4 protein-coding genes are annotated in these 14265 nt (G+C 60.2%); all 4 read right to left on the reverse strand.

The features are described 5' to 3' along the window. Positions 1-813: 813 nt before the first annotated feature. The 4 genes from C2E25_RS05705 to mnmA all read right to left on the reverse strand — a co-directional run bounded on the left by C2E25_RS05705 (position 814) and on the right by mnmA (position 14229). A complete protein-coding gene (locus C2E25_RS05705) occupies positions 814-10047 on the reverse strand; it encodes a LamG-like jellyroll fold domain-containing protein (protein WP_158247148.1) in 9234 nt (3077 codons plus the stop codon). Between the two features lie 113 nt (positions 10048-10160). Continuing rightward, a complete protein-coding gene (locus C2E25_RS17465) occupies positions 10161-11504 on the reverse strand; it encodes a hypothetical protein (protein ID WP_103114818.1) in 1344 nt (447 codons plus the stop codon). Between the two features lie 347 nt (positions 11505-11851). Further along, on the reverse strand, positions 11852-13156 hold the full coding sequence (mtaB, locus tag C2E25_RS05720) for a tRNA (N(6)-L-threonylcarbamoyladenosine(37)-C(2))-methylthiotransferase MtaB (RefSeq protein WP_103114820.1): 1305 nt from the start codon (positions 13154-13156) through the stop codon (positions 11852-11854). Further along, positions 13144-14229, reverse strand: a complete 1086-nt coding sequence (mnmA, locus tag C2E25_RS05725) for a tRNA 2-thiouridine(34) synthase MnmA (RefSeq protein WP_233189351.1) — start codon at positions 14227-14229, stop codon at positions 13144-13146. Before mnmA ends, mtaB begins: the two co-directional genes overlap by 13 nt. Between the last annotated feature and the right edge of the window lie 36 nt (positions 14230-14265).

The raw sequence follows: 14265 nt of genomic DNA on the forward strand, positions 1-14265 counted from the left end.
GCCCCAGGGGCGTCTCCGGGGGCAGGTCGAACCGGGGCGGCTGCACGGCCCCGGTTGCGGTCGGCGGAGGGAGAGGCGCGGGAATCTCTTCCGGCGGGGATGAGGGCGGAAGCACAGTGATGGACCCTGTTGAACCGCCTGTCGGGGATATGGCAACGCTGCCCGTTACCCCCCTGTACGTCGTATAGGCCGCAGTCGCATAATAAAATCCATGCAGCGGCTCATTTGAAGAAAAAGTCGAATTTCCGGCTGTGAGGCCCAGTTGGGATTTGCTCCAGAGCAAATCATTGAAGGGTGGAACGATCACGTTGGATCGATAATTTCGTTCAAAAACAACCGGGAAGCCACGATTGGGCACTTTCAAATCCGTGGAACCGGTAACATAGGTCCCCTTGGTCAGGATGACGCCACTGCCGGTCGCCTCACAGCTGTCGGGAGTTTCACAGGAAGGGCCACTGCAACTGGCAAAGAAACACTTGGCGTTGTCTCCTCCGATCGGGGTTGCGGCGCCACCGGGCGAGCTCCCCCCGGAGGACTGTCCCCCCCCCATGACAGCGTTGCTGTACTCCTCGGCGGAAGTCATGCCGCCAACAGGCGCAGTTGACTGCTCACAACTTTTGGAGGCAACCACCCGGTAGGATGCCTCTCTCCCGACCACCCGTTCATTGAGGGCGCCTTCGCACAGGACAACCTCCCACTGGGAGTCAATCGTTGCGCTGCTGGAACAGGTTCCCGCCAGGGCCGCTCCTCCCGAAGCGGCAGACAACCACAAAACAGGTAGAAAAACAGATATTTTCAGCAAATGCCGCAACATTATTGCGCCCTCCGGGTAATTCGGTACGGAACCACAACCCGCTCCATCGGTCCCAGGTTCTCAGGAAATTCTCCCAAAACCTCGATTTCGTACTCGTCGAAAGTCGGCGGATAGTTCAATCCCTTGAATTTGGCGTTGATGAGACCGTAATTGGTGATGACAAACTCACCATTGTAAACCTCACCCGGTTCAAGGACCGGCAGATTGGAAATTGGCGGTTCGACGACAATAACCGCCGTCGGAACGCTGGTTTCAAATGTCTGTTTAATCTGGATTTCATAACGGTCCTCGATGGTGACCTCGGTGACGCTCCACTCCACCTCGACCAGGGTGACTTCGAGGGCAACCGGGACCGTGACGGTTTTTCCCGGATAGATGGTAAAGCTGGAACCGTAGCTGACATGCCCGGGCGCGGTCACCCGGTAGGAGTAACGCCCTTCCGGGAGATCGTTTTTTACCACCGTGCCCGAAGTTCCGGTTTTCAAGGTGTAGATCAGCTCGGGCTGAAGCTGATTCTGAACGGTGATCGTCGCGCCGGCCACATCTTCACGCAACTCGTTCAACACGTCGAAGAGCACTCCACCGACGGCGTTGGAGGTAACCGTCACCTGCAGATGGTAGGTGTAGGAAATGTGGTTGCCCGACCGGACGATAATGCGATCATCATAGACACCGGGCTTGATGTCGGCATCCGGCTTGATCAGCACACCGACGGAACGACTCTGACCCACCGGGATATCGCCGAGGGCGGCGGGACTGGCCAGCACCATCCACGGGGTCGAGGGAGGCACCAGGTGCACTCCAGAGAGGGTTTCCAGTCCCTTGTTTGTCAGCATGAAACTCTTCAGTTGCTGCGTCCCGCGTACCAGGCCGGTATCGATCAAGCTGGGCGAAGTGGAAATCAGCGGAATGTTGTCATACAGGGCGATATTGGCCGAAATGCGTCTGTTCAAGCCGGCGTCGGTGTCAACCCCAAGGGTGACCGTCGCCGTATCGGGAGCATCCTGGGCAGCGCTGATACGCAAGGTAACCGTGCGTTTTTCATCCCCCCGCAGAACCGGGTCGCCGACATTGAGCAGCATGGCGGTAATACCGTCGCCGGCCGTGGCGTTCAGGCTGAGACCCGTGAGCGGGGCGGCACTGAGGTTCTGCAGAACGATCGGCACATCATGCGAAGTCCCGCGGGCCAAGCGCAGATCGATACGCGACGGGGCGACATGCATGGCGATGATGTCGAAACTGTCCTGGACCGTGCGATCGCTGAGATCGGGATGTACCGCCCAGACATTATAGTGCCCCGCTTCCTTGTTCTGCGGCCTGAAGGTCTGGGAGAAATGACCGGTGGCATCAGTGGTGACATCGAAGAAACGATCGAATCCCTTGACCGACACACCGATGCGAACCGGCACGTAGGGCATCGGTTCTCCGGACAGGGTCGAGGTTGCCACCCCGCGGATTACGATCGGTTCGCCCTGCCGATAGGTGTCCCCGGCAACTTCGGCGACCGCTCGATAGGAGACATCCTCAATGAGAGCCGCACTGCGCTGCCTGATACCCGGTGCAATAACCTGATCGGACTGCTGATAGTGATAGTAGATCTGCTCGACAACCGCTTCGAGAAAGACCCGATAAGGCGCGGTCGGCGGTACGGTGAAGGTGATCGGGTCGCTGAGGAAGGTTTCACCGGGAGCGATTCTGGCCGTGGCGAAATTCCCTGAATTGACAACCGAACCGGTACGCTGATCCAGCCGTCCCTGGGCCAGGACATTGCCGTCCTGATCCTTGAGATAGACCCGCACCTTGCCGGTCGGGCCACCATTCTCGCTGGTGACAATGTCCATCCGGGCACTGCCGAGGTTGTTGAATTTAAGCCGTACCTGGGCCTGGCTACCACGCATGAGCGGCTCGTTGAAAATCTCGAGCGCGGTACCTGAACCTTGAACCAGAACCCGACTGGTCCGAGTGATTTCAACCCTGGTTCCGCTTGCAGGAGTCAGAACCGCCGTACAGAGAACCGCAACCTCATTCCGGGCCAGCGAATCGGTGACCGCGACCTTTTCAACCCTGGTTTCACTGCCGGACGCGACATTGAAAGGACCGTCCAGGGAACTTTCGGGCAGGGAACCGACCTTGAGCCGGACCTGATCGACCGACACATCGGTCGTGCTGGTCATGATCACCGGAATGGTCTCTGCCAACCCTCTCCTCATGCTGGTCCCATCCGGGATACCGATCTGCAAATCGGGAAGGACCGCAGTGCGGACCGGGCTTTCAAAACCGTTCCCGGCCACCACGGAAACCCCATACTCCACCGTTCCACCATCGTAATAGGCATCCGTATAACTCAGGAAGCTGACCGGCAGCAGGTCCTGGTTCAGTTTGCTGCCGTTACGATAAAGATTGATTCCCTGAACATCCCCTGCGGGGACGGCCCAGCTGAGCACCGGACTGCCGCCACTGTAGTGAACGGTAAGTCGGGTCGGCGGCGGAACCGTGAAGCTGATCTGACTGGCCGCGGAGAGAGGACTTTCGTTCCCCAATGCGTCGAGGGCCGACACGGCGTACCACTGGGGATTACTGTCGGGGGCCGGATCATAGGCTTCACCGGCGGCGACCGTGGCAACCGGAGTCAGCCCCTGGGTGCTGGAGAAATTGCCGGCCGCGCGATACAGGTTGTAGGCTGCGGCATCCGTGCTTTCAGTGAAGGAGCAGCGAACCCCGTTACCGGTCAGGGCGACGGAAAGCTGGGCCGGGGACGCGGGGGGAGTACGGTCCGAAGTTTCACTGGCGACGACGCTCAGGGGACCTTCGCTGCTGTCCGTACCAACCACCCGCACGGCCGAAACAGCGTATTCGTAGACCCCGTCCGCGGGCGGCAGATCATCATAATAGGTGGAAACAACCTCGGCCACGTAGCCGCTCCAGTCAGCCGCACCGGCAGGGCGACGATAGATGCGGTAGCGATCGCCGTCGGCGACACCGGCCCAGGCCAGGCTGATCACACCGGCTTTCCGGGCGGCCGTGGTCAGCTGGGCCGGGGCGGACGGCTGCGGTGGCGTGCCGATGTAAAGCTCCAGCCGTTGACCGGAAACAATGTTGGCCGCTGTGTTGCCGAAGGTGTCCGTCAGGTCATTGATACTGAACGCGGCGACCCCGGCCGCCAGATGCTCGAAAGAGATCTCACCGTTCCAGGCGGTGGCGTCAACTCCGGTCAGGGGAATATCGACGGCTGTTCCCGCCGCATCTGTCAGGGTCAAACGGGGTGCCGTGCCAACCGGAACCTCGTCGAGAGTAAGCTGCAGCGTATGCACGCTCCCGTCAACCGGAGCCAACGCCGGCAGGCCACTGATGGTCGCCCGGGGCGCCTGCACATCGAGAACCGGCCCGACGCCGTTTTGCTGCCCACGGTTGCCGATCTGGTCCTTGACCGATACCTGCCAGGTTGTCGGCCCATGGGGACTGCCCCCGGTGATGGTGAACTGCCCATGATACCGCAGTGGATTGCCCCCATCCTGAACCAGAGCAATCACGATGGGGGACCCCTGTACCGGCTCAAGGCTGAGAAAGGGAGGCTCCAGCAACGGCTCATCGACGCTCAGGGCAACAGAGGCGCTGCCCGGGCCGGCGGTCGTCCCGTCCGCACTCTGGTTCGAGAAGGTGAACTGAGGAGGGTTCACAACCGGCGCCCGTCGGTCGGATGCCAGATTCAGTTCGACCGAAGGGGGACTCTCATTCTGACCCGTGTCCAGGGCAGTCACGACATAGGTGTGCGGCAGATCATCGGGGGGAATCAGATCGTCATACAGGAAGCCGATGGGTGCGTTGTTCTGCCTTTGGCCATCCATGTAGAGATTGTATCCGGTCGGCGTTTCCCCCTGCCCGGCACTCCAGGTGAACTGGATTTTTCCTCCCAGCTGCAGTTGGCCGGAAAAATTAATCGGCGCCGCGGGCGCCCCGGTATCCACCACAACGGAAATCGGAGCACTGAAGGCGCTGTCTCCTCCCCGATGCGAAGCCTTCACCGACAGGACGTTGGCCCCTTCCTGCAGTTGAACATCAGGAAAACTGAAACTTCCCGAGGCACTGGTCGTGGCGGAGGCAACCAACTGACCGTTGACCTGAAGCGACACAACCGTAAATAGCGGCGCCTTGCCGACCACGGACAGGCTCGGATTGGCGGTGGACATGCCATCCGCAGGCGAGGTGATGGCGAGCAATGCGGGATCGGACGAGGGCGCCGCCAGGTTGACAGTGACCTGGCGGGTTATTTCCGTCAGGTTGCCGGGCTGATCGGCGGCAACCAGCTTGATGGCATGAGGGCCGTCCTGTTCCGCAACTACGTTCCAGAAGTAATTGATGGCGGTCGTCCCCCGGGCCCCGGAAATTTCCCTGCCGTCAATGAAGAGCTTGATCGAGGTGACCTGACTTTCGGCATCGGTGGCGCTTGCACTGATTGTCATCGGCGCCGTAATGATCTGTCCTTCCGCGGGAGCGACACCGCTGATCACCGGACCGACGGCGTCCTGACGGGGTGTTGCGGCTACACTCTCGAACAAGGGGTTTTCCGCACCGAACCTGTTCACGGCGATGACCGCATACTGATAGACGGTACCGTTGACCAGCATGTCGTCGACATAACGGGTCTGCGTTCCGGCATGAACCGGGGTCATACCGCCGATTGAATGTTGCTGCTGATCGGAAGCCAGACGATAAACCTTGTAACGCTGCAGATAATCCGGATTGACAGGATCCCACGACAAGGTGACTTTTTCCTTGCCCGCCTCGGCCGTCAGACCGGTGGGATTACTCAACGCGGTCACGACCTCGATCACGGAACCGGCACTCTCGTGCCCGCTTTCATCAACAGCGGTCACTTTGACTTTGACCCGCAGGTTGTCGGCAAGGCCGGTCAAGGTGTGGCTGGTCACCGTTTTCACGAGGTCAGTGCCGGCGTCATAACCGTCATAGGCAGCGCCGATCGCGGCACTGTCGACATAAACCCGGTAATGATCAAGATCCCCGGCCGAATCGATGCTCTCCAGCCAGTTGACAGTGACCGTGTTGTCATTGGAGGCAGGCACCTTCACTGATCCGCTCATTCCGCCGACATCTTCCGGAGCCATGGTGTCAAGCGGAGCCTGACTGACAACTTGAAGGTTGCCTGAATCAAAGTTCCCTACAGCATCAACCGGCACCACGGCAAAATAGTAAGTCTGTCCGCGGCCAAGCCCCTCGTTGACATAGTGCCTGGTACCCCGGTTGACGGTGGCTTTGGGTGTCAACCCACCCAGGTCGGCAGCCGTGAAAGGAGCTGTTTCACGATAAACGCGATAATAGGCCAGGTCGGCCACCGCGCTTTCATCATAGGTCGGCCAGTCCAGGGTGATCCGGGTACCCGGTCCGGATCCGTCAGCCGAGAGAACCCCTGCGGCCAGGGGCGGTGGGACGGCACCGTCATAGACCAGGGTCAGCGTCTTGCTGCTCCGATTCCCCAGAGCATCCGTCGCGCTGAAGATGTACGTCTCCGGAAGACCACTCCCCTGCAACACCAACGGGTAGGTCCAACTCGTGGTGCTGGTGTCGTCCAGAGGAACAATTTCATGTTCAACATTGTCAGGCCCCTTGACCAGCAAACGACTTGCAGGCTCCCTAGTCCCGGAGATGGTCAGAGGGTTCTCGGACGTCACGGTTGGAACACCCGCAATGGTGAAGGCGGGCGGGGTGGTATCGAGCAGTACCACGGGAGTCGGTTCTATGGCCGGAGACCGGTTGCCGGCTGCATCCCCGGCCTGGATGACGAGACTGTTCGGCCCTTCGGCCAGGGGATAGGCACAGGTCCATACCAGCGGTTCGGCCGGATTGGCACCAACGACCGAACAGGGAACATCGTTGACAAGGATGGTTGCGCCGGTTTCTCCGCTGCCCTGCAGCGTCAGAGTCGGCAGATTGGTTTCCGTCGGCAGAACGCCGACGGTCGGCACCGTGGGAGCAACCGTATCCAGTTCGAAGGCGGCGACTTCCTGGTCCGTCATCCGGTTTCCGGCCAGATCTTCGGCCCCGGAGATCCTGACCATGTAATTGCCGTCGCCGGAATTTTCGGTGAAGGTGTAAGCTCCCTGCCACTGGTTGGGAGCATTCCAGTGCCCACCGGTAAAGCGGGTCGGCAGGCCGGAGGCAATCCCGGCATTGACCACGAAATTGTCGAAATAGAGATTGACGACCGGCCTGGGGTCGGCGCCGAATCTTTCACTGGTCAGACGCACCTGGACATCAGGTGCCGAGCCATAATCGTAGCCTGCCCCGGCCAGCAGCGGCACCCATGCCCCGGCCGCCGCATCCCAGTAATATCCCTGAACAAAGGTCCCGGATCGTACCAGTCGCAATTGTCCCTGCAGGTCGGCTGTTGCAACTGTTCCCTCCTGAATCACAGCCGGACTGGAGCCCGTGGTGCTGTAGCGGTACAGTTCATACGCATCAGCTGCCTTGAAATGCCGGTTCAGATTCAGGTACTGCCCACTTCCATCCAGAAAGGACAACTCCAGCGCAGCGCTCCATTGCCCCTGGATCACCTCGGGGATGTCAAAATCAACCTGGATATCGAAGTCACCGGCGAGCGTGATGGTCGCGGGAAGCCTGATAGTATCCGCGGAAGAGGCCTGGAGAAGTTCACCCTGAATGGACCAGTTCCCCAAATCATCCTGCCAGAGCAGCGAATCGGGAGAACTGCCATCCGCGGACATAAATGGATCAACCAGCACGGGAGCACCGGTCGGGTTGCCTGTCACCTGAAACGCCTGCCCCGCAGGGCCCGTCACCACAACTTTGGGGTCAAGACGCGTGTCCATGTTTTCATCAAACAGGGCGCTGAAAACAACTGTCTCCGCCCCGTGGGGAGAACCCGGCGTCATATCCAGTTGCACAATGGTCGGCCTGGTCAGATCAAGGGTCAGATCGTAGGCTATACCACCGACATTGCCCAGCAGGTCGACGGGTTGCAGGCGAACCGAGTAGACACCACCGGCAAGATTCGCCGGATCGGCAACCGAAAAAACCAGTGCGGAGCCGGAGATGCTCCAGGTCCCGGGAACGGGGGTATCCGAACCATCGGTAACCGTCGGAGCGTTGGCCAGAGTCGCCGCCAGGTCAACCCCGGCCCAGGTGTCAGCAAAGGTTATGCTGAGGGAGTCAAGGCTGTTCACCAAGGCATTGACCGGCGGTGATGCGCTCTCCAGAGTCGGCCCCCGAGTATCCCGCACAATGACGACGGATGCGGGCGGACTGAGATTACCGACGGAATCGACGGCCTCCAGCACAAAACTGTTTTCGCCTTCGGCAAGACTGACAGTCGTGCTCCAGACGGTTGCTGCAAAATCGACCGGCAGGGGCTGGCCGTTGAGACGGGGGGACGAGTCGGCTTCCTTGGTTCCGGAAAGTTCGATGCTCAGGGCACGTGTCGGCGTGTCCAGCGGATTTACAACCGGCACGGTCGGTGCGGTTCTGTCGACCTGCAACTGGATAACAGCCGGAACGCTGCGGTTGCCGGCCGCATCCACGGCCACGATCTCCACGCGAACGCTGCCGCCGGGCAGATTGTCGAGGTCGACCTCCCATTGCCCGGAACCGGGATAACGGACCGGACCGACCGTCCCCCCGCTTGCCGTTACCAGAACGGTGACGGCATCAGCAGGCATGGTACCCCGAAGACCGGCAGTCGCCCCGACCAGAGCGGGAGACGCCTGAACGCCGGGAACGGCAGGAGGAGTCGCATCAATCTCGAAAGATGAATTGAAAACGGTACTGTTCCCCAGATGGTCAACCGGGGTCAACCGCACCTGAAAGGAACCATCCGCGAGGTTTCCGGCGGGAGTGAAACTGATCCGCCGGGAACCGCTGGAGGTCCAGGAGCCGGTCACAATCTGCCCGCCCGGATCGAGAATCTCGGCGGTCGCGATCGTGCCGGTCTGGTCGACTGCTGAATATTCATCCTCCATATCGATCACGATGGACCGCCGCCGATCGTTCAGAAGTGCGCCATCGGCAGGACTGATCGACGTCACCTGTGGTGGCTTGTTGTCCAGAATCGGGGTGATGATGAGTGCCCTGCTGGCGACACCCGCCTGGCTTTTGGCCACAATACTCAACAGGTTCGGGCCATAAGCAAGGGGAACCGTGGCCTGCCAGTCGGTCGCCGTTTCATCATAGGCAGCAACCTCGCTGCCGTTGATCCAGACTGAGGTCCCGGCCTCGCGGGTCCCGACCAGGTGCAAAGGATTGTCAGCCGTTGCCTGGGGAAGATTTGAAACCGTCGGCTCACCAGGCGGAAAGGATGTATTGATGGCGTAACTGTAGCGATTGGCGATTTCGGCCGCAGGAAGAGCCCGCCTGTAAACCGAAACATGGTCGATCAGACCGGCGTAATAGGCGCTTCCGGACCTGCCGATGAACAGGTTGGAGGATGAACCGCCGATGTCGTCCGCGATCACCACGGAAGCGGCCAATTGGCCGTTGACATAAAGTTCAAGACTGTTCTGTGCCTTGAAAACACCCACAACATGCAGCCAGTCCCCGTTGATCGGATAGCTTTGCGCCGTGGTCAGTTCATGCCTGACATTCGTCGAATCGATGAAATAGAGGGAAAATTTCCCGTCGGCAAGGTATTCAAGCCCGAAATTCTTTTTATCGACAATCGGCGCCTGCTGTAGAATGGTCGGCTTGACCCAGGCTTCAAGCGTTCTTGCCGGCGCGGTGTTGAGATCGGAACAGGGACCGGCATCCAGATATTGATTGCTGCCATTGAAAGTGGCCGACTTGAGTCCTTCGGCCCTGACATCGCTGAACCCCGGACCGTTGACTCCTGTGGCATGGTGGTCATTGCCGGAGGTATCATGCCAATTGCCCTCCATCTGCCAGTTTCCCAGCAGGTCGGGATCGACATAGATGCCCGACTGCACCTTGAGCGAAACCGGCCGGCCGAGAATCTGCCCCTCAAGACCGATGGGAACCGCGACACTGACAGGCTGGCTGAGGATTTGCCCCTCCAGGCCTGTGGGAACAACGACACTGACCGGTCGACTGAGAACCTGCCCCTCCAGGCCCGAAGGAACGGCAACACTCACCGGCCGGCTCGTAAGCTGTCCTTCCATGCCGCTGGGAACGGCGACACTGACCGGTTGCGACACCGTGTTGGCCGAAGTCGCAGATGGACCGACCAGACAGGCCAGCAGAAGCACCATCTGCAGGAGCAGGCTCCTACCCGCAAAAACACGCTTCCTTGTCACTCCCCCACGATCATTCATCATCATTTCAAGGCCCGCACAGTGGTCGTCAGTTCAGTTACGAAGGGTAATTACATCACCGCGGAAATTTCCCGGCCGCTTGCCGTTATGTAGGTCACCCTTGACGGTCCGCCGAAAGACGCGGACACCCGCACCCGGGCCACCAGTTCCCCGTCGATTTCAAGCGGTCCTCCGAGGGACGCGGTCAGGACATATTCGACCGAAGCGGTCAAAACACAGGGATAGGCCAGGGAAATGGACAGATCGACTGTCGCCGATGAAGAGGTGTTGCTACCGGCCAAAGGAGCGTCGGCAGAGGTCGCCCCCCCCACGGCGGGGTTGGCGGTTACCGTCACCGTGGCACCGGCAGGAACATTGACGGCACTGACAACAACCGGAACCGGGTTGGTCGAACCGTAGGGCAACACCACATCCGGAGCATTATAATCCCCCTTGGGCACATCGGGAGCGTTGACGCCGGCGATGGAAACGATCTTCAGCGTTGGCATGTCGGGCGGCAGCACGGAAAGGGCGTAGCCGACACTCATCGGCGGATTGGTTCCCGCTGTCCGGTTGGTGGTGACATATTCGAGCCGGATGCGGCCGGCCGAACCGTTGCCGCCCTTATAGTTGTTTGACTGATATAAAAAACCGCCAGCACCTCCCGCGGCACTGATGGTGCCGTTGCCGTTCAGGGCATTGGTCACCAGACGGATGGCGCCGCCGGCACCGCCTCCGCCGCCACCGCCGTTATCGTCGTTGTTGGCGCCATCAGCACCCCGCCCCCCTTTGGCGAGGATGGCGCCATTCACCGTGATACTGGTGCTGGAAGCGATCAGGATCGCGCCGCCGCCACCACCGCCGGCGCCACCGACACGACCCCATCGAGCCCCGCCGCCGCCACCGCCACCGGACCCTCCGATGAGGGGGATAATTCGCTCGTTGCCGTAGCCGACACTTCCCGAACCACCGGGAGCATTAGAAAAATACGTATAGCCATCCCCTCCACTCCCAGCGTAAGCACCACCTTCTCCACTTCCAGCAGCATAATTATTTAGCCCCTTGCCACCGACCCCGCCACCAGGGCCCTCCCCGCGCTTGCCATCGGCCGCAGGGGCCCCGCCGACCCCGCCGTCGAAGCCGCCGGGACCACCCTCGCCGGGAATCATGTTGTTGCCGGCCTTGCCGGACACGCTGATGGTGCCATCGATCACGACATCGCCGGACGCCAGGATGGTGACCGGGGTATTCTGTTCATTTTTCAAGAAAGTCAGTGTCGCCCCGGACTGAACTTCAACGGAAGTGAAGTTAAACACACCGTCGGCCGGCAACTGGAGCGGCGCATCCCCCAGCTTGAAAACAAGCGCACCGTCGGCCCCCGTGCTGCCACTGCTGAAGGCTCCTAGAGCCGTCATGGGGACTGCCGTCAAACAGAGCGCACCCAGAGCCAAAACCCAATTTTTCACGCAAATCATCTTCGACCTCCTGAAAAAGCAAAACCCGCTTGAATCGAAACCAAAACGGCCTGCCCTCAATACCAGTAAAGGCATGAGGGCAGGCCTGTTTGTTGACAGAATATGCTTCAAAATCCCCTCCATGGAATATTGACATTCAAGACACTTGATAAAGTCTATCTCATGGGCAAACCATAATCGTCAAGTTAGTTTTCTCCAATGTTCTATTCAAGATGATGAAATTACACATGTTAACTGGAAAATTCTGGGTTCTTCTGACGGATTCGACAGCAATCATACACGGATGGCTACAACAGCGATCCGCGCAGTCCGGCCGGGTTCCAGCCCTCCACCTTGACCCAGGCTCGCCTGCCCTGCAATTTGCTGCCGCCGCGAAACTGCACGGTCAGGTAGTTGCGGGCCAGGCCACGCCCCCAGCCGCCGCGGTTGCCACCCTCGACCACGACCTCCAGGACGCGGCCGATAAACTGCTCGGCAAAACTGCGGTTTTTGCGTTCGCCGAGGCTGCGCAGAATGGCGCAGCGCTGCCTGGCGACATCTCTCGGAACCTGGTCGGGCATGGATGCCGCGGGAGTTCCGGGACGACGGCTGTAAGGAAAAACGTGCAGATGCGAGATCGGCAGGTTCTCGATCAGGCGTCGGGTGTTCTCGAACTCACTCTCGCTCTCGCCGGGGAAACCGGCGATGACATCAAGGCCGATAGCGGCTTCCGGCAACTTACGGTGAATCCGCTCGATCAGCTGGTGAAAAAAGGCGGTATCGTAGTGGCGGTTCATCCGCCCGAGAACTTCGTTATCCCCGGCCTGCAGCGGGATGTGCAGATGCGGGCAGATCTTGTCCGAATCGGACATCAGGGAGATCAGACCGTCGGGAATTTCAGTCGGCTCCAGCGAACCGAGACGCAGGCGCGGCAATTCGATCTCATCCTCAATCCGGCGTACCAGTTCCAGCAGGTTCGTTTCCGGTTCAAGGTCTTTGCCATAGGCCCCCATGTGGATACCGGTCAGCACCACCTCGGGGAAACCCCGGTCGGCAAGGCCGGCGACCTGACGCAGCACTTCTTCAACCGGAAGGGATCTGCTGCTGCCGCGGGCATAAGGGATGATGCAGTAGGAACAGAAAGCGTCACAACCGCTCTGGATCTGGACAAAAGCACGACTGCGCTCGGTAAAACTGGAAAGGGAGAGCGGCAGTTGTCCCCGACCGTGGCCGTGGTTGTCGACAGCAACGAGCTGGGCCTCACGCTCTTCGGCGAGATAGCGCAACAGGTCCTTTTTCTCGTCATTACCGATCACCATCGCCACGCCGGGGATGGAACTGATGACGGCCGGATCAACCTGCGCGTAGCAACCGGTGACGATCACCCGGCAATCAAAGTTGAGCCTCCGGGCACGACGGATCAGGTTGCGCGACTGGGAGTCGGTGGCGGCGGTTACCGTACAGGTATTGACCACCACCAGATCGGCCCCCTCCTCGAAGGGGATCACCTGGTAGCCGGCCTCGCGCAGCCGCTCCTCCATGGCCGCCGACTCGAACTGGTTGGTCTTGCAGCCGAGAGTGGCAATGGCAACGGTCCGCTTCACTTGATCCATCCTCCGCCGAGAACCTCGTCCCCTGAGTAGAAAACCGCCGCTTGCCCTGGTGTGACACCCGCCTGCGGGATGTCAAACTGGACCTCCGCTGAACCGTCGTCAAGGGGGGTGATGGTGGCCGGCACTTCCTGATGACGGTAGCGGATGCGACAAGACGCCCGCAGGGCCCGGCGCGGTTCCGGAATCAGCCAGTTGACGTCTCCGACCTCAAGCCGGGCGACAGCCAGGTGCTGTTTTTCCCCGACGATCACTTGCTGTCTGGCGGCATCGATAGCGATCACGTACAGGGGCTCGGGCCAGCTCAGACCGAGCCCGCGGCGCTGACCGATGGTGTAGCGGTAGGTTCCCCGGTGGCGGCCGAGAACCCGGCCGCTGACATGAACGATCTCACCATTCAATTGCCCGCTGCCCCGTTCCTCTTCCAGAAAACGCACGTAGTCACCATCCGGAACGAAACAGATATCCTGGCTCTCGGCCTTCTCCGCAACCCGCAAACCAAGGCGTGCCGCGTGGCCGCGCACCTCCTCCTTGGTCATGCCGCCGAGGGGGAAGCGCACCATGGCCATCTGTTCCTGGGTCAGGGTATAGAGGAAATAGGTCTGGTCCTTGCCGGCGTCAACCCCCTTGCGCAACCGGTAACGGTCCTGCCCGGACTCGATGCGGGCGTAGTGACCGGTGACCAGTGCGTCGGCCTGCAGCTCCCGGGCCTTGTGCAGCAGTCGTTCGAACTTCAGGATCTGGTTGCAGAGGACACAGGGATTGGGCGTTCGACCGGCGAAGTAATCATCACAGAAGCGATCGATGACCGCCTGCTGAAACGCCTGTTCGAAGTTGATGACGTAGAAGGGAATCCCGATCTGTTCCGCCACCCGCCGGGCGTCGTAGACATCATCCAGAGAACAGCAGGTACCGAAACTCTTGCCGGCGGGAGCGGTGAACCTGGAATAATCCCAGATCTGCATGGTCATGCCGATCACCTCGTGCCCCTGCTCCTTGAGCAGGGCCGCGGCGACCGAGGAATCAACTCCGCCGCTCATGGCAACGACAATGCGTTCTCTTTTATCCATCAACATCCTCTGCAACGCTGGACGAATACCTGAAGCGGCATT

The organism is Geothermobacter hydrogeniphilus (genome assembly GCF_002898515.1).
Lineage (GTDB): Bacteria > Desulfobacterota > Desulfuromonadia > Desulfuromonadales > Geothermobacteraceae > Geothermobacter_A.